Annotated in this window: 21 protein-coding genes and 1 tRNA gene; 12 read left to right on the forward strand and 10 right to left on the reverse strand. The window is 42.1% G+C overall.

The window, feature by feature from the left end:
* Window positions 1–58: 58 nt before the first annotated feature.
* The gene (locus tag ACSBL2_RS26205; protein WP_442589507.1) at window positions 59–3,073 is read right to left on the reverse strand and encodes a PD-(D/E)XK nuclease family protein; all 3,015 of its coding nucleotides are present in this window, start codon (window positions 3,071–3,073) and stop codon (window positions 59–61) included.
* A 2-nt stretch (window positions 3,074–3,075) separates the two neighbouring features.
* Window positions 3,076–6,312: a UvrD-helicase domain-containing protein gene (locus ACSBL2_RS26210; protein ID WP_442589508.1), complete on the reverse strand. Its 3,237-nt coding sequence runs from the start codon at window positions 6,310–6,312 to the stop codon at window positions 3,076–3,078.
* 261 nt (window positions 6,313–6,573) lie between these two features.
* On the opposite strand from ACSBL2_RS26210, the gene ACSBL2_RS26215 reads away from it, so the two are divergent.
* Entirely contained in the window at window positions 6,574–7,107 is a 534-nt protein-coding gene (locus ACSBL2_RS26215) for a thioredoxin family protein (RefSeq protein WP_442589509.1), read from the forward strand.
* Between the two features lie 92 nt (window positions 7,108–7,199).
* Here ACSBL2_RS26215 and ACSBL2_RS26220 read toward each other — a convergent pair whose 3' ends face one another.
* Entirely contained in the window at window positions 7,200–8,906 is a 1,707-nt protein-coding gene (locus tag ACSBL2_RS26220; protein WP_442589510.1) for a glycoside hydrolase family 3 protein, read from the reverse strand.
* A gap of 354 nt (window positions 8,907–9,260) precedes the next feature.
* Between ACSBL2_RS26220 and ACSBL2_RS26225 the strand changes: the two genes are divergently transcribed.
* The gene (locus ACSBL2_RS26225; protein ID WP_442589511.1) at window positions 9,261–9,869 is read left to right on the forward strand and encodes a porin family protein; all 609 of its coding nucleotides are present in this window, start codon (window positions 9,261–9,263) and stop codon (window positions 9,867–9,869) included.
* A gap of 127 nt (window positions 9,870–9,996) precedes the next feature.
* Window positions 9,997–10,167 (forward strand): hypothetical protein, encoded by a 171-nt coding sequence (locus ACSBL2_RS26230; protein ID WP_442589512.1) that lies wholly within the window; start codon window positions 9,997–9,999, stop codon window positions 10,165–10,167.
* 75 nt (window positions 10,168–10,242) lie between these two features.
* On the opposite strand, the gene ACSBL2_RS26235 is transcribed toward ACSBL2_RS26230, so the two are convergent.
* From ACSBL2_RS26235 to ACSBL2_RS26255, 5 genes are all read right to left on the reverse strand, one after another.
* On the reverse strand, window positions 10,243–11,139 hold the full coding sequence (locus ACSBL2_RS26235) for a sulfotransferase (protein ID WP_442589513.1): 897 nt from the start codon (window positions 11,137–11,139) through the stop codon (window positions 10,243–10,245).
* On the reverse strand, window positions 11,117–11,662 hold the full coding sequence (locus ACSBL2_RS26240) for an adenylyl-sulfate kinase (protein ID WP_442589514.1): 546 nt from the start codon (window positions 11,660–11,662) through the stop codon (window positions 11,117–11,119). Before ACSBL2_RS26240 ends, ACSBL2_RS26235 begins: the two co-directional genes overlap by 23 nt.
* A 309-nt stretch (window positions 11,663–11,971) precedes the next feature.
* Window positions 11,972–12,059, reverse strand: a tRNA-Ser gene (locus ACSBL2_RS26245).
* Window positions 12,060–12,103: 44 nt separating this feature from the next.
* A complete protein-coding gene (pyk, locus tag ACSBL2_RS26250) occupies window positions 12,104–13,534 on the reverse strand; it encodes a pyruvate kinase (RefSeq protein WP_442589515.1) in 1,431 nt (476 codons plus the stop codon).
* Between the two features lie 163 nt (window positions 13,535–13,697).
* On the reverse strand, window positions 13,698–14,117 hold the full coding sequence (locus ACSBL2_RS26255; protein ID WP_442589516.1) for an IPExxxVDY family protein: 420 nt from the start codon (window positions 14,115–14,117) through the stop codon (window positions 13,698–13,700).
* A 164-nt stretch (window positions 14,118–14,281) separates the two neighbouring features.
* Between ACSBL2_RS26255 and ACSBL2_RS26260 the strand changes: the two genes are divergently transcribed.
* Genes ACSBL2_RS26260 through rnc form a run of 3 tightly spaced genes read left to right on the forward strand, consistent with a single transcriptional unit; the run spans window position 14,282 to window position 16,561 of the window.
* Window positions 14,282–14,518 carry an acyl carrier protein gene (locus ACSBL2_RS26260; RefSeq protein ID WP_008508386.1) on the forward strand — a complete coding sequence of 79 codons (237 nt, stop codon included), beginning with the start codon at window positions 14,282–14,284 and terminating at the stop codon, window positions 14,516–14,518.
* 29 nt (window positions 14,519–14,547) lie between these two features.
* A complete protein-coding gene (gene fabF, locus ACSBL2_RS26265; RefSeq protein WP_442589517.1) occupies window positions 14,548–15,801 on the forward strand; it encodes a beta-ketoacyl-ACP synthase II in 1,254 nt (417 codons plus the stop codon).
* Window positions 15,802–15,832: 31 nt separating this feature from the next.
* A complete protein-coding gene (gene rnc / locus ACSBL2_RS26270) occupies window positions 15,833–16,561 on the forward strand; it encodes a ribonuclease III (protein ID WP_442589518.1) in 729 nt (242 codons plus the stop codon).
* 174 nt (window positions 16,562–16,735) lie between these two features.
* Here rnc and ACSBL2_RS26275 read toward each other — a convergent pair whose 3' ends face one another.
* The gene (locus tag ACSBL2_RS26275) at window positions 16,736–17,449 is read right to left on the reverse strand and encodes a hypothetical protein (RefSeq protein ID WP_442589519.1); all 714 of its coding nucleotides are present in this window, start codon (window positions 17,447–17,449) and stop codon (window positions 16,736–16,738) included.
* A 158-nt stretch (window positions 17,450–17,607) separates the two neighbouring features.
* Between ACSBL2_RS26275 and ACSBL2_RS26280 the strand changes: the two genes are divergently transcribed.
* The 3 genes from ACSBL2_RS26280 (at window position 17,608) to nadD (ending at window position 19,710) form a co-directional block, all read left to right on the forward strand.
* Entirely contained in the window at window positions 17,608–18,471 is an 864-nt protein-coding gene (locus tag ACSBL2_RS26280) for a YicC/YloC family endoribonuclease (protein ID WP_442592256.1), read from the forward strand.
* 79 nt (window positions 18,472–18,550) lie between these two features.
* Window positions 18,551–19,120, forward strand: coding sequence for a guanylate kinase (gene gmk, locus ACSBL2_RS26285; RefSeq protein ID WP_442589520.1), 570 nt, complete (start codon window positions 18,551–18,553; stop codon window positions 19,118–19,120).
* Window positions 19,121–19,134: 14 nt separating this feature from the next.
* A complete protein-coding gene (gene nadD / locus ACSBL2_RS26290) occupies window positions 19,135–19,710 on the forward strand; it encodes a nicotinate (nicotinamide) nucleotide adenylyltransferase (RefSeq protein ID WP_442589521.1) in 576 nt (191 codons plus the stop codon).
* Window positions 19,711–19,731: 21 nt separating this feature from the next.
* Here nadD and ACSBL2_RS26295 read toward each other — a convergent pair whose 3' ends face one another.
* Window positions 19,732–20,439 carry an SAM-dependent methyltransferase gene (locus tag ACSBL2_RS26295; protein ID WP_442589522.1) on the reverse strand — a complete coding sequence of 236 codons (708 nt, stop codon included), beginning with the start codon at window positions 20,437–20,439 and terminating at the stop codon, window positions 19,732–19,734.
* Window positions 20,440–21,100: 661 nt separating this feature from the next.
* On the opposite strand from ACSBL2_RS26295, the gene ACSBL2_RS26300 reads away from it, so the two are divergent.
* From ACSBL2_RS26300 to ACSBL2_RS26310, 3 genes are all read left to right on the forward strand, one after another.
* The gene (locus ACSBL2_RS26300; RefSeq protein WP_442589523.1) at window positions 21,101–22,723 is read left to right on the forward strand and encodes a DUF6600 domain-containing protein; all 1,623 of its coding nucleotides are present in this window, start codon (window positions 21,101–21,103) and stop codon (window positions 22,721–22,723) included.
* A gap of 96 nt (window positions 22,724–22,819) precedes the next feature.
* Window positions 22,820–24,400, forward strand: a complete 1,581-nt coding sequence (locus ACSBL2_RS26305) for a peptide chain release factor 3 (protein WP_442589524.1) — start codon at window positions 22,820–22,822, stop codon at window positions 24,398–24,400.
* 174 nt (window positions 24,401–24,574) lie between these two features.
* Window positions 24,575–25,153 carry a sigma-70 family RNA polymerase sigma factor gene (locus ACSBL2_RS26310; RefSeq protein ID WP_442589525.1) on the forward strand — a complete coding sequence of 193 codons (579 nt, stop codon included), beginning with the start codon at window positions 24,575–24,577 and terminating at the stop codon, window positions 25,151–25,153.
* The last annotated feature ends 28 nt before the right edge of the window (window positions 25,154–25,181 follow it).

The raw sequence follows: 25,181 nt of genomic DNA on the forward strand, positions 1-25,181 counted from the left end.
GGTTTACACTACAAATTGACTTTTCTTATATACATTTTGCCATTTCAGCCACCTGGTTTTAATGTCCACACAATGATGTATATGGGCAATACTTACAGTTCTCCATCACCGGGGTATGTATAAAAGGGATCTCAGGATTGAACAACTCTTCCAGCTTTTCCTTCAGCAACTCACTGAAGTTTTGTTTCAACCCTTCCAAATGTTCTGCCTGCAGCTGAATCTTTTTCCCCCTGCTCTCTGAAAACTGAAAGAGTGTCCCCTCTTTACGCATCTTACGGATAAGGTAAAGATTAGGTTCCAGGCCACTCATGCCCCTCGACTGCTCATATACATAGGTATAAAACAAGGTTTGCACCAAAGCCTTATTCTGTTTACCAGACGTGATATCAAAAAGATCTGCCAGGGAAGTAAACTGCAGTTCATCCCTGCCTGTTTTGTAATCAACTACACGTGTTGTCCCATTTTTCTGGTCTATCCTGTCAATAATTCCATGAAGGGTAATTTCATGCTGAGCCCCGGATACTTCTATTCCAAACTTAATCTCATCCTTATTTTCCAATCCCAGGATGGTAAAGGGAGCTTCTGTCAGGTCATGATCCAGGATAACATCAGCATATTCAGCTACGATAGCCAGCACCACCTGCTGCATTCCATTATGAACAAGGTGTTTTTCAGGTGGTAATGCAGACTGCTCTTCACCATACATCACCTTGGCAAAAGCCGCCTTACTTAACCTATCCAGATGCTTACGCTGTGCAGTGATCCGTTCAGGAGTAATATACGGACTTTCCGCTTTGAGCTCCCCATAGAAACACTCCAAAACATAGTGAAGCATGGAGCCGATATTATTTGCTTCCAGATTTTCCGCCAGTTCTTCAGGCTCTTCAATTTTGGCGATATACTTAAAGAAAAACTGGACCGGACAATTCATATAAGTGGTGATTGCAGTAGCAGATAATCTTGGGGTCAGTTCTTTTGCCCCATTTGTTGCTATATGATTGCCTGAATTTTCTACTGGAGTGTCCAGCGTATCCTTAAGATCTGTATGCTTAAGATAGGCATGTAAACGTTTCAAAATGTCTCCTTCTTTCTTCACATCCATAGTTTTGGGATGTTCCGTACTGACCGACTGCAGCTGATTGTAATATTTAAATTGATAACCGCTTTCGAATTCGAGCTGACGCAAAAAGCGACTGGGTTCGCCGGTAGTATTGTCATCTGCCTGGCCATTATACACCAGGCTGATCTTTCTTGACCGCTGTAATAAACGGTAAAACATATAGGCAGAAATCGCATCCTGATTCTCAATTACGGGCAATCCGTATGCCCTGCGGATACTATCAGGAATAAAACTCGGCGACACATTAATCTGTGGCAGGATACCTTCGTTAACCCCTAAAATATAAACATGGTCGAAATCAAGGCTCCTGCTTTCCAGCAATCCCATGACCTGAACACCCTGCAAGGGCTCACCCGTGAGAGGAACCGCAATTCCCTGTACCGCTTTCTGGATAAGGGAAAGCACAAAAGGCAGGGGAAGATGTGAGGCAAACTGGGCCAGTGTATCATGCAGGCGGTTCAACTCCTTTATCGTGGCAATAAACAAATCAACCTCTGTCTGTTTCAGTGTTTTTTCTTCCAGTTGTTGTTCAAGAACCTGTTTGAAGACCTCCTGGAGGTGATTGATCACAGCGGAACCGGTATGTCCTTTGGTGAAGAATAAAGCTGACAATAATCCTGCTCCTTTTAAAAGGGGAAGGCCGACTTCAATAAGCTGTTTGCTTAAGATTTCCTGTTGCAATGCATGTCTTTGTTCCTGCGGGATACCAATCAGCGGATGTGATAAAAAGGCTTCCACATCCTTGTGGTATACCGTATCTTTTTTCCCTTTTGCCAGCTGCGCCTGAACAGTAAGCCATAAATCAGCCAGTCCAAAAATAGAGGATGCCAGTAGTGGATACCCCATCGTGACATTCAGGTTAACGGATTGTGCGACTGATTCCTGTCCCTGGCGGACTTCAGGACTATAGTGCGTAGGAATGGTTTGCAATACCGGCAGCAGCAGACTCTCATCGGCAAGAATCAGTGCAATTTTGCCGGCATTATCCTGGGCATCCAGCATTGGGTAATCCTCTTCCAGCTCTTTCTGCAGAATTTTGGCCTGTGCAGTTTGCCCCTGTGTTTTAAATACTTTAATCTCCTTCTGCAGGGACTTGATTAAGGGGCGGCTTGCACCTAAAGCATTGGGAAGTCCGAGGCGCTGTATATTTTTTCTCAGGAACAATCCCGCCTCCTGGGTATCGTCCTCCATATAATATGTATCAGTATCGAAGTAGAAGAGCGCCTTTTCTTCCTCATTCCAGCGTTTAAAGATGGCGGCTTCGGCATTGCTCAGCGCATTAAATCCGGCGAAGACCAACTTACCCTGCTCAAAGGCATCGATAAATCCGGGTTTTTCTGCTCTTCCTCTGGCAAGTTTACGGTACACATGTGCCATGGTGGTCTGCCCATTCTGTCGCAGTGCTTCATGAAAACCATGATATAACTTTGGCATTCTCCGCCACATGCGGATAAACTGCTCCTGATAGTTTTTCTGTTTACCTGTTGAAAAGGAAGTCCAGAATTGCTCCAGGAAAGCCTGCTGTTCCGGACTAAGGTGCTGGAAGTTTTTTTCAATCACCGCAATATCTTCCAGTTCTTCAAACAGCTTGTCGGCATCCACCAGGTCATTGTCAATCTGGGCAAAATCACTGAGGATAATCCTGGCAATGGGATAAAACACATCGGGATGGATCGCTTTTGCATTTTCCTGTACCAGCAGATGATTGTATTGCTGCAACAAGGTAAAAAACTGGGTGAAGCCATCGGCGATCTGTAAATCGGTAGACAGGGAAAAAAATTCCTGAATGGTATAAAATGAGGGACTCCAGAAAGGTTTCCCTATGGCAGCGGCGAGGTGCTGCTGTAAATAGGCTACCGGACGCTTATTATTAAATACAATCGCGGCATGGTGAAGGTCTTTTCCCAGTCTGCCAACTAAATCTTCTGCAACTTCTTTTAAAAATGCTTTCATCGTTACACTAAATTCAATTCGCCACTTTGGGCATAAAATAAATACGTACTCACCCTGGTATACCCCATCTCCTGTAAAAGATCCCGGTACCCGTGTACTTGTTTAACGTGGTTCCGGCTCTGTTTTTTCGTAAACTTATAATCAATAACCACCACCTCATCTCCATTGAACAACACCTTATCAGGACGGTAACTCTTTCCGTTGATATCGATGATGCTCTTTTCGTTGATGGTCTGCGTACTGTTGGCCAGCAGGTGCTGCAGGTCTTCATGTGTCAGCACATTCATCGCCTGAAGTTTCAGCGCAGCCCTCTCCTGTTCTTTAAAAAATCCCGCCGTTAACATTTCAGAAAGAACGAAGTCTATATCTTCCACATCCTCTGCCCTGGCCAATACTTCATGAAGGATCGTTCCTTCCCTTCCGGCTGTATTGTTCAGCAACATTTCGATCTCTCTTCTTTTGGGGTCATTATTGAAAACTTCAGTTAAACGTCCTGAGGTCGGATATCCGGAAAGACTGATCAGTTCCGTGCTGTCCGGCTGTACTGGTTTTATCTTCACTTTTTCCGGCACCTCCTCTTCCAGCAGGAACTGGCCTTCCCCAGAAAGCTGTTCTTCCAGTATTTTAATCAGTAAATCACCTATCGTGCTCAGACTATCCGACTTCTTCCCGAGACAGTTGATGTATAAATATTCCTTTGTACGTGTGGTGGCAACATACAGCATATTCAATGCATCCATATTATTGTATAACAACTCTTCATAATAGGGAATGGCCACAGTAGAAGAACCCAGACTTGAATTATACTTCAGTGGAATACTTTGTAACTGGTGATACGGTGTGTCAGCCGAAGGAACCCAGAATATGGTATTGATCTTTCCATTGATATCCCAGTTACAGAAAGGGATCATGACCACTTTAAAAGCGAGGCCTTTGGACTTATGGATGGTAATCACCTGCACTGCATCGGCATTCTCAGAAGACGGAAGGGTTTTCCGGCCACCTTCTTCGTCCCAGTATTTTAGAAATGAGCTGATTCCCTTTTCTCCCTGCCGGCTGATATTGCCGGTAAGGTCACGCAGGGCGAAAAGATAAGGAAGATGGTGGCTATAGCCCTCTTCATTCAGCCCATAGGCAGTGATCAGTTTTTCCAGCAGTTCTGGCAATGGCTGCTGCATCCAGCTGCGCCAGTTGCGGCACAATTCTTCCGGCAACACCTCCTTTAACTCTTCGAGCTGTTTCAATTTCAGGTTGAACAGTGCTGCCGGATCAGCATGCCGGTTTTGCAGCTGTGCATATAAACTGATACAATTTGCCTTATATAAAGCCGTATTAGATGGCATTCCTGCCATCATTTTCAGTGTGTTAATTAATAGTTTTATAGTGGTATTGTTATTCAGCAACAGGGCCTCTCCGGAAATTACATTGATATTGTTTTCCATGAGGGTATCCACAACGGCAACTGCTTCAGCATTGGAACGCACCAGTACACATACATCACCTGCCTGATACCGTTTTTCTTCCACCAGAAGTTTTTGCAGAAGAGTCACTGTCCTGCGCAGGGTTTCTGCCTTGAAATTCGTTCTGTTCAATGCTGCTCCCCCTTCATCGGTGGTCAGGACATTAAAATCAATCGTTCCACCATCAGGGGTCCGACCGGTTGTTTTCTGCGCTGCTGTAGCATATACATTGGGAATAATCTGGTCATACCCTTTTTCTGCCCACCAATCCAGCAACAGTTTATTGTCCTCCTGTTCTGCGAGCATTGCATTTAAATTCGCCTGCATTTTCAGCGGCAGCGCTTTATACAGAAAGTTATTGAACTCTATAATATTTTTTGTACTCCTGTAATTTTCTTCCAGACTGGAGTCGGTCACGTAAGCAGCACCAATATCTTTTTTTGCCTGCTGGTGAAGGATGTTCCAGTCACCATTGCGCCAACGGTAAATTGACTGTTTTACATCACCGACAATCAGGTGGTCAATCAGCTGACCGTTTGCTTCAGCCATGGCATTTTTCAGCAAAGGCCTGAAGTTACCCCACTGATTGGCCGAAGTATCCTGGAACTCATCGAACAGAAAATGACGGTATCTGCTGCCTGTCTTTTCCCAGATAAAGGCCGGGTTATCATCATCCTCCCCAGTGATGCCTTTTAACAGGTTTTGGGCATCGCTGATCAGCAGGCTTCCGCTTTCTTCCCGGTATGTTTTTAAGAGTACGGCCATTTCCTGCATCAGGCGCAGGTAGTATAAGTTTTTATTGAAAGCCCCGGCCAGGATATATTGTGGCAGCTGGGCAATATAACTCGTATTCAGTTCCCGGATAATAGGGTTCAGGGATTCGTAAAGCGAACTATCACCTCCCGGCTTCATCCATTCGTCCGGTTCATCAATTAGTTTTTTCAGGCTATCGACCTTATCCAGGTCACCCGCCGCAATCTTCTTCAGGTTATTCAGTGGTGATCTTGATTTCCCTTTCAGCTGATCAGGATGAACGCCTGCCGATTCAAACACTTCCATTGCTTTAGCGGAAAGCTTGCTGACCATTTCCTCAAATGCGGAGATATTTTTTTTGGTCTCTTTTCCATAATTTATAAAGAGTTCATCCAAATCATTTTCTTTGATGAGGTCCTGAATGGCATGATCAAAAGGCTGATAACGTTCCTTAAATATTTCACCGGCAAGGTCTGTCAGTTCTGTCCTGTAATTCCAGCTGATGTTATTGCTGATCCGGTCTAATGCGAGATCAATAATCCACTGCAGCAGATTTGGATTGTTATCGAGTTGCTCATCCAGCTTATCGGCAAGTTCATTTTTAACTTTATCAAAGTTCATTTCCAGGGTATACCCGGAATCGAGCCCTAGTTCAAAGGCAAAGCCGCGGATTACCTTTTGCACAAATCCATCGATCGTACTCACTGAAAAACGACTGTAATCGTGCAGAATGCGTTTATATATCCGTGCAGAAAGTTGCTGAAGAGTATCCGGATTCAGCTCAGGGTGAGCCGCCAGAATCAGCGTCCGGTAGTCATTCACGTCCTCTTCCCCTCTTGCAAAGCCTTTCAATACTTCCATAATCCGGGATTTCATCTCCTCCGTAGCCTTATTGGTAAAGGTTACAGCGAGTATTTCCCGGTATTTCGTTTCGCCTGACAATAAGAGGGTAAGGTAATGCGCGGTGAGGCTGAATGTTTTACCAGAGCCAGCAGAAGCTTGTAATATTTTGAGGGGTTGCTGCATGAGGTGAAGTTAGCTTTTTTTATACTTCCGTTACAAATGTCCCTTTAGGATTCTATACATTTACCTATAGAAATTGTTTACACAGGGAAATGTTAAATAAGTGTTACTGCCTGAACTGTACTTGAATAAAAGATCACAACCAGGCCGGATACCAAAAAGACTTACATCTTTAACTGTCTGAAACATCCTGAAGACAATTTTGAAACATCGCGACGACAATCAAATAACTATTAAAATTCACAGAATAATAATCAAATGCAAATGAAAACATTTTCAGTCCTTTTGTTTATGCTCATGGCTGCTTCTACTGCAACCTTTGCTCAGGATACAAAAACCGCAGAAAAAAAAGAGGCCGTAAAAATTTATAATCCTGATGCAAATGCACAGGCAGATATCGATGCAGCTGTATTGCGGGCCAGGAAATTGGGCAAGCATGTTTTTATCCAGGTAGGTGGAAACTGGTGCCCCTGGTGTATTGCATTCCACCAACTGGTGGACCGCACACCGGAACTGAAAACTTATCTGAACCAGAACTATGAAACGGTACTGGTAAATTACAGCAAAGAAAACAAAAATGAAGCGGTTATGGCGGGGTTGAATTACCCGGGCCGTTTTGGTTATCCCGTATTTGTCATTCTTGATGGAAAAGGGAAAGTGCTGCACATCGAAAACTCCGCTTACCTGGAAGAAGGAAAGGGACACAGTGTAAAAAAGGTAACCGATTTCCTTAAGAACTGGACCTATGCTGCTGTAGATCCGCAGACTTACGCTAAAAAAGAGAACACTTCAAAATAGGGTATTTCATCGCCCATCCACTGAATACAATGCTTCAACATAAAGTTAGCTCATCCCAAGCTATTCCTTATGCTGAAGCATTTCCTTATTCTCTATTCTCCCGCACCGTATTTGAAAAATTCATTCACTGTAACCGGTAATTTTCCTGTTGGGACCAACTGATTTTTTATCACCGCTGCCGCAGCTTTCTGCATAAAGTCTTCTTTCTGATAGGCAACGATCAGCGACTGGCTTCTTTCTATTCCTGCAAATGAAGCCAGGTTATAAGGATTGGCGAACAAAGCGAATATGGCATTGGTTTTTGACATATCCTTAATCATCAGTTTGAGATCTGCGCTTAGCACCATCCCATTTCCAGGGCGGGTACGGGAATCATGAATTCCGATAACCACCTGGTCGAAACCTTTGATATCGCGCATCACTTTAGCGACAGCATTCGCATTAGCTGTTTTATCCAAGCTGAAGAAAACCGTATTTTTGTAGAACGCACCGAGTTCACGCTGAAATGTGGTAATTCCGGGAGTGCCGATACTAATCACCGCCGTTCTTTTAGCTACGGACAATGCTTTTATGGCTCCCGGACCGTTTAATAGCGTCATTGTGGCATTCGCCAGTTGTTGCACCAAGGCCAGGCTTTCTTTCCTGTTCACCTCTGCAGCAACATTGGCTTCATTGATGGAATCCTTCAGGTTTAATCCGGCCCAGTATTTGGCCATAAGGATCCTGCGGACACTCGCATCGATCTGATCCATGCTGATCCGTTCTTCCCTGATGGCATTCCTTACCAGCTTAACCGCTCTGGCACTGTTTTCAGAAAGTTCCAGAATATCGTTACCGGCAATCACCCCCAGGACATCGGCCTCACCGTCTTTAAAATGTTTAACCACACCTTTCATCTCCATTGCATCAGAGATGATCAGCCCCTTAAATCCAAGTTCTTCCCTTAAGATACCCGTAACTATAGGTTTTGATAAAGTCGACGGCAGATTTGGCGTATTATCCAGTGCCGGAATATTCATATGCGCAATCATGACTCCGGCAGCACCTTCAGCAACCAGGGCCTTGAAAGGATAAATTTCCAGACTATCCAGCCGTGCCTTGCTGAAATTCAGTTGTGGCAGGTCATAATGAGAATCCACATCCGTATCACCATGACCAGGAAAATGTTTGATACTGACCAAAAGTCCGCCATCCTGCATTCCTTTCATATACGCTGCAGCTTTCGTCGCTACATTATATTTATTCTCACCGAATGAGCGGTAATTGATGATCGGGTTTTTAGGATTATTGTTGATATCTACATCAGGTGCCAGGTTCATGTGCATCCCGATCCTTCTGTAATCTTTAGCGACCTCCAGCCCCATTTTATAGATCAGCTCTTTATCCTGTATAGCGCCCAATGCCATTTGGTAAGGAAAAGAAATGGTGCTGTCAAGACGCATTCCCAGGCCCCATTCGCCATCTGAAGCAATGAGCAAAGGGGTACGGGCCAATGCCTGATATTTATTCGTCAGGATTGCCTGTCTTCCAGGACCTCCCTGAAAAAAGACCAATCCTCCAATTCGTTCTTTCCTGATCACCCTCCCCACAGAATCCTCATAGGCTTGTCCCTTATCGGTATGTGCCCTTACAAAAAACAGTTGTGCGATCTTCTGTCTCCTCTTCAATTTATGAAATACAGAATCTACCCATTCATTGGGCTCTTCTAAAGACTGGATGTATGATTTTTTTTGTGCCTGTGCGGAAAATACAGTGGTGAAAAGCAGAATAAATAGGAGGTAATAATTTTTTTGGACCATGAAAACCGTTTTGTTTGTCTCTCAAAGTTAAGGAAAAGGACTGAAGGCAGATGGATTCATCTATATTGCTCAGCTCTTTTGGGAATAAAACAGCAACAGGAATACAGGTAAACACCTTCATTGTATCAAATTTGATACACTTTGTTGTGCCCACTGAAGCCTTCTGCTTTCAGGAGTAAATATTCCTCAAAACACTTTAACGCACTGATATCAAACATTTAATAGACAATTCTAAATTTTGAACTGCGCTATTCCTGAGAATGGCACATTTCTTTCAATGCCCTCCCCGTTGAACATAAAAACCGGGACGGCGGGTTTAACAAGAAATTAGAGTGATCAGTAAATTAAAAAATTATGAAAAAGATATTTATTCTGGCTATAGGCCTATTCATCGCTACAGCAGCGAACGCACAGGACGGAATTAAGTTTGGTGTTAAGGGAGGTTTGAACATTGCAAACATCATTAAAGATGATGGAAATAATGATTTTGATACCGAATCGAAATTAGGTTTCAATGCGGGTCTTACTGTTGAGATTCCATTAATTGCAGGTCTGGCATTTACACCGGAGGTATTGTACGCCCAAAAAGGATACAAACAAACTTCTTCATTTGGTGAATTTACCAGGACAACTTCATTCATTGACGTACCAATTTTAGCAAGTTTCAGATTGGGGAGTTCATTTAACATTGTTGCCGGTCCGCAGGTTTCCTTTTTGTTATCCACTAAAAACAAGTTCGAGAACGATTTTGGCAGTGTAGAACAAACTATTGACGAAGAATCGGACAGGTTCAAGAAAAGTCTGGTAGGTGGTGTAGTGGGTTTCAGATATGACATCAACCCTAAATTCGACATCCACGGACGTTATGCCTTGGACTTCCAGAAAAACAACGAAGACGGAAGCACCAATACACCGGAATTCAGAAACCAGGTGTTCTCTGTTGGTGTAGGTGTGAAATTCTAAAAATACTCCATATCCTATGGAAAACCGGCCCTGGCTTCTTTAATTAGAACCGGGGCTATTTTTTGACAAACCTTTTTAAGCCTTGATCGTTGTTTATGGTATCTATTGATCATTAAAACATATAGTTATGAAAAATCAGGATTTAAAACAAACTGGAAAATCACAGGGAAATCCAACATCAGACCGTGCGAATCATGCAGTAAGGGATGATAAAAAACAACAGGGAATTACGAATGGTGGTGGACAGCGTTCTGATCAGACCTCTAACAAGGACAACCAACGCAAACGCGGGGAATAGTTTCCCATAGGGGATTTAGACTGCATAAGAGTCATATTCAAATCATCATTAATTTATACATGGTATTGGGTTATTCTAAACACGGAATAACCCATTACCTTCCACATCCAGCCGCTCTCTGGCATCGCTCAGATAGCCATTAAAAAGATCATTAATTCGATTGGCATCCTTTATGGTCTGGTAGTTCCTGATGTAAGGTTTGAAATCAAATGTTTTGCTGATCAGATTTTCTTTATACACAGTCAGGAAACCACGGTAATCTAAGCTAAACCCCCATTTGTGGGTTAGGTATTCAAATACTTCCACACTTTTCTTTTTGAGCAGATCAGAGCTGACCACAAGGTACTGCTCTTGGTTCAGGTTCCTGATATAATTCAAAATTGCAGTATTATAAGCAATCCATATCTTAAGAAACCTTTCTGAGTGCGCATTGTAATATTCATCCATACGCTGCTGTCTCCTGAACAATTTCCAGCCTATGCGTTTGAACCAGTTTCTGGATAGATATTCCTGTTCAATGGGCTGGAATTCTCTACGCAGCAGGGAGGTGACCACCGCATGGTAGTCGCGAAAAACAATCAGGTATTTTGCAGAGGGCAACAAATCCTTATAGGTATCCAGGAACAGGCAAGTCCGGGGTTCTTTCCATCCCCATTGTCTGTAAAACTCATTCTTCACCTTCAGAACGGCACTAATCTTTGCTTTTGCATACGTGCTGGGGGTAACTTTCCCCAATGTACACAGTCCTGAAGAAGGCAGGCCTTGCTGGGACAAGGTGTCTTCATGTAAGCTTAAAAACTCCAGGTCTTCAAAGTGACCGTCACTGTTCCATTCATTTCCACCCAAAAGCCGCTCACCCACATGCAACCCACAGAGATGAAGCCATTGTGTGACCAGCGAAGTACCGGAACGGTGCATTCCGGTGATGATTAGTGTATGCGCTGCGGCATCAGGCTGTTCTTTTACTGGCATTGCTGAATTGATTGATGATGTAAGTAAAAATTTCCCTGCTGCAGTCATTTAAGGATGAACATCCAGTATTCACATATACATCAGGAAATTGAGGGATCTCAAAGGGATCATTTACCCCTGAGAGGTTAAGCAGCTTATCAGGGTTGCCATGGGGTAAAGCTGCACGGGCATATAAACCTTTGGTATCTCTGATTTTCAGTTGTGCTAACGGACAGTCGATATGAACAATTTTAGCGTTGGAGAGGCTATTTTTTAGCTCTATCCGCATTTCTTCATATGGATTTATCGCACTGACAATGGTAAGGATGCCATGAGTTGCAAATTTCTCAGCGATAAATCCAAGTCTTCTCATATTTTCGAGCCGGTCTTCTTTAGTAAATTTCAGATCAGTAAATAATCTTGTACGGTATTCATCCGCATCGATAATTTCCAGCTGCATTCCGTATTTAATCAATTCGGCCTTTATGCTTTCGGCCAGAGTGGTTTTACCCGCTCCTGATAAGCCGCAAAAAAATAAGATCATCTGTTCTCTTTTTGAAAAATCATTCTCCTTCATTGTTACGAAAAGCAGGGGATATGCAAGCCATGACGTGATGCCATCATGACGATTCAGACCACTTTTCAGTAATAAAGGTTTATAAAATATGCCAAAGAAAAGAGCCGCATCGCCATACAGGGTGATTGTGTAGATGAAGCAGTAGATAATGGAGATGAAAGGATGGCAGCGCGGTTGATATGGTTTGATAATAGGGTAGAGAAGAAAACCCTTCTAACATAAAAAAGCGCCTTAAACTTACGTTTAAAGCGCTCTTATGTTTTTACTTTTTAACCGCGGAGAGAGAGGGATTCGAACCCTCGATACCCTTTTGAGGTATACACACTTTCCAGGCGTGCTCCTTCAACCACTCGGACACCTCTCCATTGGGGTTGCAAAAGTAATATTTTTTTTGGATGTTAAAGAACCTTATTCAACAACAGTTACTTTTAACATGTTAGTTTTTCCTTTATTCTCCATTGGAACGGAAGCAGTATTGATCAGGATATCTCCTTTTTTGATCAATTTCGCTTTCACCAACAGGTCATTCACGTCAGAAATCGTTTTATCAGTGCTTTCAAAAGCATCATAATAAAATGCCTGTACACCCCAAACCAATGCCAGAGTATTGATCAGGCTTCTGTTGTTCGTGAAAATATAAGTCAAAGCTTCCGGCCTGTGGCTTGAAATTTCAAATGCCGTATATCCGCTTACAGTAAGGGAAACAATACCTACTGCGTTAGTTTGTTTAGCTAAGAACACAGCTGAATCACATACTGCATCGCTTAAGAAAGTCTCAGACTTAGGTTTAAGGTGTTTCTGTGCGTTGAAAGGATAGTTGTTTACCTCAATGTTAGTAATGATCTTCTGCATGGTTTCGATAACGATCAGCGGGAATTCACCAACTGATGTTTCACCACTTAACATCACTGCATCTGCTCCATCCAGTACGGAGTTGGCCACATCATTCACCTCGGCACGTGTTGGTCTTGGTGTAGTGATCATACTTTCCAGCATTTGCGTAGCAATGATCACAGGTTTAGAAGCCGCACGGCATTTCTGAACGATCATTTTTTGCAACAAAGGAACTTCTTCCATTGGCATTTCCACACCGAGGTCACCACGGGCAACCATGATACCATCTGAAACAGCGATAATTTCATCGATGTTAGCGATAGCTTCAGGTTTTTCAATTTTAGCAATCACCCTTGCATGTTTACCTCTTTCTTTGATCACATCTTTTAATTCGATGATATCTCCTGCATTACGAACAAATGAAAGACCTATCCAGTCCACATCATTTTCCAATACAAAGTCAAGATTTTTACGGTCTTCAGGAGTTAATGAAGGAATAGAAACTTTAGTATTTGGAAGGTTTACACCTTTTCTTGAAGTCAGGATACCCCCATGAACAACCTCGCAAACCACCTCATCTTCAAGGTTGGTTTCAATCACTCTCATTTGTAGTTTACCATCATCCAAAAGGATAATTTCACCTGCTTTTACATCCTTAGGGAAAGTTGTGTAGGTGATATAAATACGTTCCTCATTACCAATACATTCTTTTGTAGTAATAATTGTACGCGCACCATTAACCAACTGTATACCACCATCTTTAACCATTCCGATTCTGATTTTCGGACCTTGTAAATCTGCTAATATACCCACATTGAAATCGTATTTTTTGTTGATTTCCCTGATCGTATCCAGAACTTCCTGGTGATCAGCTTGTGAGCCGTGTGAAAAGTTAAGTCTGCAAACATCTAATCCGGCATTGAACATGCTGTATAAAACGTCTGGTTTTGCCGAGGCTGGGCCTAGGGTGGCTACAATTTTGGTTCTGGAATGAAAGGGTTTCATCTTGAGTTACTTTTATTTAATAATGGCCAACATAATTGGGGCTTTAGATTTAAAAACCGATGTTAGTCTTGTTAATTCTGTTATTTAACTAATAAAGTGAGCTTCAAATATAGTGTATTTAATACACGTAGCACATATAATTCACATCACTAAATTGTATAATCTACATCACTAAATTCTCTTTTGACCGTAACTTTATTGGATCAATTTGCGCAGCTACCTGAATATCAGGCAGTTTATTCAAGCCCGAAATTATATTGTTAACATCTTCTTTATCAATATAAGACTGAATGATCATAAAATAATCGACCTTATTCATCTCCGGAATCAAAAAACCTTCACTGTTGCGGTTGCTCACCATAAAAAATTCATTGTCCCATTGCTCAATATAAAAATAATATTTTGAGAAGGCACGCGGAGGCTCATCAACATTAAAAAACACCTCATGATCTTCCATTTTTTCAAAATTTAAATTAAGATTTGTATTTATCTTATGACAGATCACATAGTCCTTTAAAGAGGCTGTAATGGCGATTAGGACGAAATCCAGGTCTAAAGAGAGTTTTAAATACGTTTTGTTCAAAGCAGATTCTTAAGAATATTTTAAGATGCGAAATTATAAAACTATTTTTGCTTTCCCGTTTGAAATAAAAACATTAAAATTGGTAGAGAAATAAAAACATTTGAAATGTGTTAGAATTTATTTTTCTTTGCACTGAATTATTTAACCCATTAAATTATAACATTATGTCTGATATTGCTTCAAGAGTTAAGGCTATTATCGTTGAAAAATTAGGTGTGGATGAGAGCGAGGTTACCCCAGAAGCTTCTTTCACTAATGACCTAGGTGCGGATTCTTTGGATACTGTAGAACTTATCATGGAATTCGAAAAAGAATTCAATGTAGCGATTCCTGATGATCAAGCTGAAACAATCGGCACTGTAGGTCAAGCCATTGCTTACTTAGAGAAAAACGTAAAGTAGAACATACGGTCTCCGTATAATCCGTATAAATGGAATTAAAAAGAGTAGTAGTTACAGGTTTAGGTGCGCTCACTCCAATTGGCAATACTCTCCCGGAATACTGGGAGAACCTGTTAAATGGTGTGAGCGGCGCTGCGCCGATTACAAGTTTTGACACAGAAAAGTTCAAGACAAAATTTGCATGCGAGCTCAAAAACTTCAATGTTGAAGACTTTTTAGAGAAAAAGGAAGCCCGCAAGTTAGATCCATTTGTTCAGTATGCGATTGTTTCTACAGATGAAGCCGTAAAAGATGGGGGATTTGATTTCACAAAGTTGGATACAAACCGCATCGGCGTAATCTGGGGTTCTGGTATTGGCGGAATCAAAACATTTCTTGAGGAAATGAGGGTATATTTTGCAGGTGATGGAACTCCCCGCATTAACCCGTTTTTTATTCCAAAAATGATTATTGATATCGTTACCGGCCATATCTCTATAAAATATGGTCTGCGCGGTCCCAATTTTGCAACAGTATCAGCCTGTGCATCATCTACAAATGCGATGATTGATGCGTACAATTACATTCGCCTGGATATGGCTGATGTGATCATCAGCGGTGGTTCTGAAGCAATTATTAATGAAGCCGGGATTGGTGGATTTAATGCAATGCACGCTCTTTCGACAAGAAATGACGATCCTTCCACAGCCTCAAGGCCGTTTGACAGAGACAGAGATGGATTTGTTGCCGGTGAAGGTGCAGGAACGATTATCCTTGAAGAACTGGAACATGCAAAAGCACGTGGTGCAAAAATTTACGCTGAATTAGTTGGTGGTGGTATGAGTGCTGATGCAAACCACATTACAGCTCCGCATCCCCAGGGATTAGGTGCGAAAATGGTGATGACCAATGCATTGAAAGATGCAGGCATGACTACCGCTGATATCGACTACATTAACGTTCATGGAACGTCTACCCCGCTTGGAGACATTAGTGAAACCAAGGCAATTGTAGATTTATTTGGTGAAGATGCTTACAAATTGAATATCAGCTCAACAAAATCAATGACCGGCCACCTGCTTGGTGCTGCTGGCGCTGCTGAAGCTATTGCTGCTATTCTTGCCGTGAAAAACGACATCGTTCCCCCAACAATTAATCACTTTAATGATGATCCTGCTTTCGATCCAAAGTTGAACTTTACCTTCAATACCGCTCAAAAACGCGTGGTTAGGGCTGCGTTGAGTAATACTTTCGGCTTTGGCGGGCACAATGCTTCAGTGATTTTCAAAAAGTATGTAGAGTAAATCTCCAGAATGTCGATTTTTTATAAGATTAATGCCGCTATTTGACCTGTATAAACTTTATTTATCACCTGATAAAGAGTTTATTAAAAAGCTGAAAAATATGTTAGGCTTTGTGCCTGGAAATACCGTTTTGTATAAAATGGCATTCAGGCACAGGTCTGTGGCTAAAGTTCTGAAAAATGGCAGCCGCAGCAGCAATGAAAGACTCGAATTTTTAGGTGATGCCATTCTGGGTGCTGTTATTGCGGAACTTCTTTTCAAGCATTATCCTTACAAAGAAGAGGGATTTCTTACCGAAATGCGTTCCAAGATCGTGAACAGGGCTAACCTGAACCAGCTCGCCAGAAAAATGGGCTTCGACCAACTGATTGTATTCGACCAAAAAATGGTGAATATGCAGACAAAACATCATTCTATGCTGGGTGATGCCTTTGAGGCACTTATCGGTGCCGTCTATCTGGACAAGGGATATAACTTCACCAAGGAGTTACTGCTGAAACGCATTGTAAAGCCATACATCGATATCCATACCCTGGAGCAGACAGAAACCAATTTTAAAAGTAAACTGATTGAATGGTGCCAGCGCCATGCCAAAGATATTACTTTTGATATGGTGCAGAACAGCGAAGGAGAAAGTGCCAAACTTTTCACCGTACAGGCGATGATTGAAGGAGAAAGTTTTGGTGTAGGAAGAGATTACAATAAGAAAAATGCCGAAAAACAGGCTGCAGAGAAAGCATGTGAGGCTTTGTCTATCTAATGATTATCCCGCTCCGCTAATAAAAAAGAATACCTGCTCCTGTTTGATTCCCACAGACAAATTAACAACACCTTCTCTTCAGGGATCAGCCATGTGTTAGCCATTAACAGACGTACCTATCCAGGATCTGTAAGTCCGGATTTATCCTGAATGCTTAGGTGCTTCTGTCTCGTCTTACTTTTTCTTTAAGGTATCGGTGTACTGCTTGTAGGTATCCCTGATGTATTTTACCGCATCGTACTCTGTCCAGTTTTTGGATTTCTCATAATCGGGACGGTAATTCAACATGTAATTCTCCAGTTCTTTTCCCTTCAATTCTGTATTTTTCTGAATCAGAGACTCATTAAAAAAACCATCTATGGTCGTTTGCTGCAGTTCCGAAGTATAGTATTTGCCAAATCGCCTCGCGTTCTTAGGCGTTTTACCAAACAGTTCATAAATAGCCGTAAGGGGCGTAAAAAGATAAGAGAGCAAAGGTGGTTTTCCTTCATGGTACACGCCCTTATTTCGGAATTCCTGTTTGATATCATCAAGTTCAGCCTTTTTAGACTGTCCCCTGATGTCTACCTGATTCAGGGTAGTGCCCATATTCAGGTAAATGATCATATCCCGGTTGGATAAAACAACGATCTCCTTGTCAGAAAAATTCCTTTTAATCACCAACAGCGTATCCCCCACAAGGGCCTTCATCTGGAAAAGTCCAAGATCATTGCTCCCTACCGTAAATTTGGTCCTTTTATTGGTGATCTCAGCAAGAGCTACACGGTTTGTTGATCCGCTTTCCATCACCACACCATTTAACAAAAAGTCCTGCTGGGCAAAAGCTATCGATGAATACGCTACCAAAAGCGTGAAAGATAGAATCCCTTTTAACGTGTAACTGCTCATGTATCTGCGTTCTATGTGACGTAAATTTAACTATTGTTAATGAATCTACACGTTAAATAATGTAAAAATCCGTGTATATGACTGATTTCCGGATGAATAATCATTATACATCTTAAGCATTTTAACAATAAATTATATCTTTGCACATGATAAAATCAATGACAGGCTATGGCCTGGCCTCTGCCGATCAGGAAAATATTAAGTTTGCCGTAGAAATTAAATCCCTGAACAGTAAGTTTCTGGAACTTAACTTAAAATTGCCAAGAGCATATGCCGATAAGGAACTTATGCTGAGAAATATCTGCAGTAAAGAGATCGAACGCGGAAAGGTAAATGTTTCCATCAATATCGAACGTAGTGAAGAAAACCTTAAGGGTGCAACGATCAATGCCGCCTTATTGAGCAAATACTACAAACAATTACAGGAGATCAACATTGATTTAGGGGCAAATTCCTCAAACCTTTTACAAGCTGTCCTGAGTTTCCCGGATGTAATTTCCTATACAGAGGAAGTCGTAAATGAGGGAGAATGGGACACTTTGTACCAAACATTCAACACTGCCCTGAAAAATTTCAATCAGTTCAGGGAAACTGAAGGAGCTGTTTTAAGGGCCGACCTTGAATTAAGAATCAAAAATATAATGGACTTCTTTGCGCAGATTGAATTATTGGCTCCGCTGCGTATTCCACATATCAAGGCCAGGTTAAGTCAGTTCCTAGAAGAAAATGTAGGAAAAATCAATGTAGACCAGAACAGACTGGAGCAGGAATTGATCTATTACATTGATAAGCTGGATATTACAGAAGAGAAAATCCGCTTAAAGAGCCATTGTGATTACTTCATGGAAACCTTAAAGAGTAAAGATGCCAACGGGAAAAAGTTAGGTTTTATCTCACAGGAAATCGGAAGGGAAATCAACACTATGGGTGCAAAAGCAAATGATGCACAGATCCAGCAACTGGTTGTTGGGATGAAAGAAGAGTTAGAAAAAATTAAAGAACAATTGCTTAACGTTATTTAATACGTTAAAAGTTCGCCCAATCCCCCAGTCTTTGCTTGTACGGCAGATTCAGGGAAATACTATAAAGAATACAATTCAAATGATACAAGGTAAACTTATTATATTTTCAGCTCCGTCCGGCGCAGGTAAAACAACGATCGTTAAACATCTGCTGAAAAAATTTCCGTCACTCAGTTTTTCTATCTCTGCAACAACCAGGGAGTTACGCGGTGATGAAGTACATGAAAACGATTATTATTTTATTTCACAGGAAGATTTCCTCCATAAAGTTGCCCACCAGGAGTTTGTAGAATTTGAAGAAGTGTATACCGGTACCTTTTATGGTACCCTCCGGTCTGAGATCCAGCGGATATGGAATGAAGGCAAGCATGTAATTTTTGATATAGACGTGGAAGGCGGATTACGTTTGAAACGTAAATATGAAGACGATGCACTGGCTATTTTCGTTCAGCCGCCTTCATTAGAGGTGCTTAAAGAACGTTTAAGCGGTCGCGGGACTGACAGCCCGGAAAAACTTCAGGAAAGGTTTGTAAAGGCGGAAAAAGAGCTTAAATACGCCGACAAATTTGATGTGGTACTAAAAAACTTTGATCTTGATACCGCCTGCGCGGAAGCAGAGCAACTCATTTCAGATTTTATCAATTCCTAAAATTCGTTGTCAGGATGAAGAAGACCGGTCTGTTTTTTGGCTCCTTTAACCCTATTCACATAGGCCACCTCATTATCGCAGGTTATATGGCCGGTTTTACCGATCTGGATGAGGTTTGGCTGGTGGTATCCCCACATAATCCCCTGAAGAACAGAAAAGGACTGGCAAACATGTATGACAGGCTGGAAATGGCAAGGTTAGCCACGGCTTCGGCTGACCACATTAAGGTGAGCGACATCGAATTCAACCTGCCACAGCCCTCTTATACGGTTGATACCCTCGCTTACCTGCATGAAAAATATCCGGACAGGGAATTCAGCCTGATCATGGGTGCAGACAACCTTTCCTCCTTCAAAAAATGGAAGAATTATGAAGTACTGCTAAAGAATTATGCCATTTTTGTATATCCGCGTCCGGGTGTAGACCTTTCCGAATGGGAAGGCCATCCTTCGGTTACATTAACAGAAACCCCTCAAATGGAGCTTTCTTCTACTTTTGTCAGAAAAGCTCTTTTAAATAAAAAAAGTATCCAGTTTCTGGTTCCTGATAATGTAATCGCATTTATGGACAGTAAAAATATGTATCGATAACCTTCCTTGCCGCTGAAAAGATTAGCGGTAGATCAGGAAGATCGTCGGTTTTTTATGCAGGTCAATCCGCTCCTGACGCCATTGTCCAATAGACATACTTTTTATAAATTCGTCTTCTCCCGTGATGTTACACGCTACACAAAGCTGTGTCTGTGCGGAGGTATTTTTCAGGATATCTTCAAACAGGTGATTATTCCGGAAAGGTGTTTCGATAAACAGCTGCGTTTGTTTATGTTTCTCAGAAAGTTGCTCCAATTCCTTGATCCGCTTTACCCGCTCTGCCTTATCTATCGGCAGGTAGCCATGAAAAGTAAAGCTCTGCCCATTAAATCCTGAGGCCATCAAAGCCAGCAGGATGGAACTTGGCCCAACCAACGGTACAACTTTAATTCCTCTCTTATGGGCTTCTGATACGATTTCAGCACCAGGATCAGCAATTCCAGGACATCCGGCTTCACTCATGAACCCCACATCCTTACCTGTCATCAATTCTTTGAAATAAGGTACCATGGAATCATTACGTTTATGTTTACCATAATCATGGATGGTGAGGTCACTTTGCGGAATCCTGATCCCTGCCTCCTTTAAAGACTTCCTTGCTGTTTTTTCGTTTTCTACGATATAGGTATCAATGGCATTGATAGTTTCGATCAGATACGGAGTAAATGATTTCGCCGAAACATTTTCTGACAAGGTTACCGGAATGAGGTATAATACGCCTTTTTTCATTAGTGAATATTGTTTTTTAAAGATTAGAAGCTATCATAAGCATTTTTCATTAGCTCTTATTGTTCTTTATTTGCATTCAAGAACTCGCAAGCTCGGTTTTTCATTAGCTCTTATTGTTCTTTATTTGCATTCAAGAACTCGCAAGCTCGGTTTTCATTGCTGTTTGTAAGCGTTAAGCTTATGATAGTTTCATTTGAATATAATTGTGTTTTATTTGAATTCATGAACGCGCATGCCCGGTTTTCATTGCTATCTGTAAACAGTATGCTGATGATGATTTCATTTGATATTTATTTATAGCTACGGAATCTGTCTGCCAGCCTGATCTTTTTGCATTTCTAATCCTGCAGGTTTCCTGATCTATTTTTTATTTTATTACAAAATAAGAGAATAATAACCTCTAAAAAGAAGTTTGGCTCAAATATTGGATACAATAAATTATATCAGGTGCAAACTTAACTATTATTACCATTTATACTTACATTGCCTGGAGGGCGACTAACAAATATAAACACTGAAGAAAGAATCATTGATCATCCGCTATTGGGTAATCTTCCAGTGATCTTATCATCATATTTCATAGACAATTAAACTATTACAGAGCTTTCAGCTCTCATTGATATAAAACTAAGAGGTTAGGTTTATTTTAATACACACACAAATGAAAAACATGATCAAATTGCCGGCGATATTGCTTGGGCTACTGCTCCTGCTCACCGGAATCACACAGAAGGCAATGGCACAGGATGATGACATTAGCCTTGAAACGTTTTATGACGAATTATCTCCCTACGGACAGTGGATACAGGATCCAGATTATGGATATGTATGGCGGCCCGACGTGGATAGGAATGATTTCAGGCCATATTATACCAATGGCCATTGGGCAATGACAGAATACGGCAATACCTGGATCTCTGATTATGACTGGGGATGGGCACCATTTCATTATGGCCGTTGGGTACTGAACAGTTTTAATGACTGGATCTGGATCCCTGATACGGTATGGGGACCAGCCTGGGTGACCTGGAGAAGCGGTGGTGGTTATTATGGATGGGCTCCCTTACGTCCAGGACTTGGTATAGATATCAGTATCGGCAGCGGGGGTTACGACATTCCTTTCAGCTGGTGGGTATTTATTCCTCAGCGAACCATTTATAGCAGCTATTATCCAAGATACTACGGTCGCAATAGAAATATCTATAACCGTACTACTTATATCAATTATACGTACAGAAGTGACAGACATGTTTATTATACCGGTCCAAGGGCCAATGATATCAGGCGTGTAACGAACAGAAATGTAACGGTATATAATATTAACAGATCAACCAGACCTGGAAGAACAAACATTTCAAATAATAACATCAACATTTACAGTCCTCGCGGAGGAAGATCAGGAGTGAATACCGGACGTCCTTCACAACCAGACAGGAACAATCAAGGGAATGCTGTTCGCCCCGGACAACCAGGAAGAACCAATAACAGAAATAACGAATCTGGAAACCCTGCCAATAATGCAACCCGTCCAGGACAACCAGGGAGAACCAATAATAGAAATAACGAATCTGGAAACCCTGCCAATAATACAACTCGCCCAGGACAGCCAGGGAGAAATAATAATAGAAATAACGAATCGAGAAACCCTGCCACAAACCCACGTACTCGCGAAGGTGAACCACGTCAGGAGCAGCAACAACAGCAACGTGAAAACCAACAACGCCAGCAGCGTGAAGGGCAGCAACGTCAGGAGCAGCAACAACAACAGCAACGTGAAAACCAACAACGCCAACAGCGTGAAGGGCAGCAACGTCAGGAGCAGCAACAACAACAGCAACGTGAAAACCAACAACGCCAACAGCGTGAAGGGCAGCAACGTCAGGAGCAGCAACAACGCGAACAACAACAGCAACGTGAAAACCAACAACGTCAACAGCGTGAAGGGCAGCAACGTCAGGAGCAACAGCAACGCGAACAACAACAACGCCAACAGCGTGAAGGGCAGCAACGTCAGGAGCAACAGCAACGCGAACAACAACAACGCCAACAGCGTGAAGGGCAGCAACGTCAGGAGCAACAGCAACGCGAACAACAACAACGCCAACAGCGTGAAGGGCAGCAACGTCAGGAGCAACAGCAACGCGAACAACAACAACGCCAACAGCGTGAAGGGCAGCAACGTCAGGAGCAGCAGCAACGTGAAAACCAACAACGCCAGCAGCGCGAAAGTCAGCAACGAAGTTCAGAAGGACAGTCTTCAAGGACTGGCAGGAGCAGAGGATAAAACAACAGATAAAAACCGGTTATGATTAGCCGGTTTTTATTTTATATATTATATTTATCTTTGCAGCCTCAATCAAGCAAATACGCTTAACTCTTTATGATCCACCCCGAAATAGAAAAAAGAAAAACATTTGCCATTATCAGTCACCCCGATGCGGGGAAAACAACATTAACAGAGAAATTTCTGTTGTTTGGCGGGGCAATTAATACAGCTGGCGCTGTGAAGCGCAATAAAGCCAACCAAAGCAGCACATCCGATTTCATGGAAATCGAAAAACAGCGTGGAATATCTGTTGCCACCTCTGTGATGGGCTTTGAATACAAAGATAAACGCATCAACATTCTGGATACCCCAGGTCACAAAGACTTCGCGGAAGATACTTACAGAACATTATCCGCTGTGGATAGTGTGATCCTTGTCGTTGACTGTGTTAAGGGTGTGGAGGAACAAACCGAGAAGCTCATGGCCGTGTGCCGTATGCGGAATACTCCGGTAATTATTTTCGTGAATAAAATGGACCGTGAAGGTAAAGATGCCTTTGATCTTCTTGACGAAATCGAAAACAAATTAAGCATCAGCCTCTGTCCCCTTTCATGGCCTATCGGCCAGGGACACACCTTCAAAGGCGTTTACAGTATTTTCAACAAACACCTCAACCTGTTTGAACCTGATAAAACTAAAATTGCCGATCCGGTAATCGAGGTAGATGACCTGAATGATGATAACCTCAACAACTTCCTCAAACCAAAAGAACTGGAAACATTAAAAGGCGATCTGGAACTGGTTGAAGGTATCTATGGTACATTGGATCCGGTAATGTATACGGAAGGATTGCTGGCACCTGTTTTCTTTGGGAGTGCAATCAACAACTTTGGAATCAAAGAACTGCTGGATACCTTCATTAAAATTGCCCCTAGCCCAAGAAGCAGGGAAGCAGAACAAAGAGAAGTACTGGTAGAAGAAAAAAACTTCTCCGGATTCGTCTTTAAGATCCATGCCAACCTTGATCCCAAACACCGTGACCGTATTGCCTTCCTGAGAATCTGTTCAGGCAAGTTTGAAAGAAATAAATTCTACTACCATACCCGTCAGGATAAAAAACTGAAATTCTCCAATCCCATGGACTTCATGGCCAATGAAAAAAGTATTGTGGAAGAAGCATGGCCGGGAGACGTTGTGGGATTATACGATAGCGGAAACTTTAAAATTGGCGATACCCTGACTGAAGGTGAGAAATTACAATTTAAGGGCATTCCGAGCTTCTCTCCTGAAATATTTAAGGAAGTAGAGAATATGGACCCACTTCGTACAAAACAGCTGGAGAAAGGCATACAACAGCTTACAGAAGAAGGTGTCGCCCAGTTATTCACGGCACAGCCGGGGAACAGAAAGATCATCGGTGCTGTCGGAGATCTGCAATTCGAGGTGATCGCCTTCCGTTTAGAGCATGAATACGGGGCAAAAGCACGCTTCCGTATGTTAAGTTACAGCCGGTCCAACTGGGTAACTTCTACAGACAAGAAGAAGATGGAAGAATTTCTGAAACGGAAACAACAGCATATTGGACAGGATAAAGACGGTAATCCTGTTTTCCTTGCCGATAATGACTTCATGATCAACATGACAAAACGCGATTATCCGGATATCGAATTCCATAAGACCTCCGAATTCAAATAAGATAATACCTACCACGCTGTTTTACCTGCAGGCCAATGATCAATCATCCCTCGCCTGCAGGTCATACTTATCCCCCTCTGACTAAGCCTACTCCCCCACGCGCTTATTTTAATTGCTTAACATTATCGTAATATTAAAAGCTGACTTTTGCAGCACGAGATCAGGTTTTATCAGATGCAAGAGGAAAATAAGCAAGCTATTGGTGAGATATATGAAAAGTTCTGGAAGGAACTCTACCTGGTGGCCTTCCGTCACCTGCGCTCTGAAGAAGATGTAGAAGATATCTTACATGACATTTTTCTATCCCTGCTTACCGGAAACATTATTCTGGAGAAAGATGAATCGATCAGGGCATTTCTTCATATGCGCCTGAAAAGCAGAATCATAAATTTCCACAGGAAACAATTCATTCAGGCCAGCTATAAAACACAGGAATCCAACAGGGAAGAAATAGCCCATACCGATAGTGAGACCAAGCTCATGGCCCGCGAGTTGGAAGGCCTGGTACAGGAAGAAATTGATCGTATGCCTGAAAAAATGAAGCAGATTTTCCTGCTGAGCCGGAATGAATTCCTCAGCAATGAAGAAATAGCCAATCAGCTGAACCTTTCCAACCAAACGGTCAGAAACCAGATGAGTTCCGCAATAAAAAGAATCAGGATCGCCGTGAACCTCTATGGCCAGGACACGATCTCCCCTGCCGCACTTCACACCTTGATAACAATCAGCACCCTACTGTTAATTCCACATTAACAAACGGTACCATTCCTATTAAATGTAA

It is taken from the genome of Pedobacter sp. AW31-3R (assembly GCF_052180285.1).
Classification (GTDB): Bacteria; Bacteroidota; Bacteroidia; order Sphingobacteriales; family Sphingobacteriaceae; genus Pedobacter.

Bases quoted from the DNA above. Each gene is read 5' to 3' on its own strand.
- ACSBL2_RS26240 (WP_442589514.1), bottom strand. From the start codon at position 11,662: ATGATCTTATTTTTTTGCGGCTTATCAGGAGCGGGTAAAACCACTCTG.
- ACSBL2_RS26230 (WP_442589512.1), top strand. From the start codon at position 9,997: ATGAAAAATCAGGATTTAAAACAAACTGGAAAATCACAGGGAAATCCA.
- gmk (WP_442589520.1), top strand. From the start codon at position 18,551: ATGATACAAGGTAAACTTATTATATTTTCAGCTCCGTCCGGCGCAGGT.
- ACSBL2_RS26275 (WP_442589519.1), bottom strand. From the start codon at position 17,449: ATGAGCAGTTACACGTTAAAAGGGATTCTATCTTTCACGCTTTTGGTA.
- ACSBL2_RS26220 (WP_442589510.1), bottom strand. From the start codon at position 8,906: ATGGTCCAAAAAAATTATTACCTCCTATTTATTCTGCTTTTCACCACT.
- ACSBL2_RS26235 (WP_442589513.1), bottom strand. From the start codon at position 11,139: ATGCCAGTAAAAGAACAGCCTGATGCCGCAGCGCATACACTAATCATC.
- ACSBL2_RS26300 (WP_442589523.1), top strand. From the start codon at position 21,101: ATGAAAAACATGATCAAATTGCCGGCGATATTGCTTGGGCTACTGCTC.
- nadD (WP_442589521.1), top strand. From the start codon at position 19,135: ATGAAGAAGACCGGTCTGTTTTTTGGCTCCTTTAACCCTATTCACATA.
- ACSBL2_RS26280 (WP_442592256.1), top strand. From the start codon at position 17,608: ATGACAGGCTATGGCCTGGCCTCTGCCGATCAGGAAAATATTAAGTTT.
- ACSBL2_RS26225 (WP_442589511.1), top strand. From the start codon at position 9,261: ATGAAAAAGATATTTATTCTGGCTATAGGCCTATTCATCGCTACAGCA.
- ACSBL2_RS26260 (WP_008508386.1), top strand. From the start codon at position 14,282: ATGTCTGATATTGCTTCAAGAGTTAAGGCTATTATCGTTGAAAAATTA.
- rnc (WP_442589518.1), top strand. From the start codon at position 15,833: ATGCCGCTATTTGACCTGTATAAACTTTATTTATCACCTGATAAAGAG.
- ACSBL2_RS26215 (WP_442589509.1), top strand. From the start codon at position 6,574: ATGAAAACATTTTCAGTCCTTTTGTTTATGCTCATGGCTGCTTCTACT.
- ACSBL2_RS26210 (WP_442589508.1), bottom strand. From the start codon at position 6,312: ATGCAGCAACCCCTCAAAATATTACAAGCTTCTGCTGGCTCTGGTAAA.
- ACSBL2_RS26305 (WP_442589524.1), top strand. From the start codon at position 22,820: ATGATCCACCCCGAAATAGAAAAAAGAAAAACATTTGCCATTATCAGT.
- ACSBL2_RS26205 (WP_442589507.1), bottom strand. From the start codon at position 3,073: ATGAAAGCATTTTTAAAAGAAGTTGCAGAAGATTTAGTTGGCAGACTG.
- pyk (WP_442589515.1), bottom strand. From the start codon at position 13,534: ATGAAACCCTTTCATTCCAGAACCAAAATTGTAGCCACCCTAGGCCCA.
- fabF (WP_442589517.1), top strand. From the start codon at position 14,548: ATGGAATTAAAAAGAGTAGTAGTTACAGGTTTAGGTGCGCTCACTCCA.
- ACSBL2_RS26310 (WP_442589525.1), top strand. From the start codon at position 24,575: ATGCAAGAGGAAAATAAGCAAGCTATTGGTGAGATATATGAAAAGTTC.
- ACSBL2_RS26295 (WP_442589522.1), bottom strand. From the start codon at position 20,439: ATGAAAAAAGGCGTATTATACCTCATTCCGGTAACCTTGTCAGAAAAT.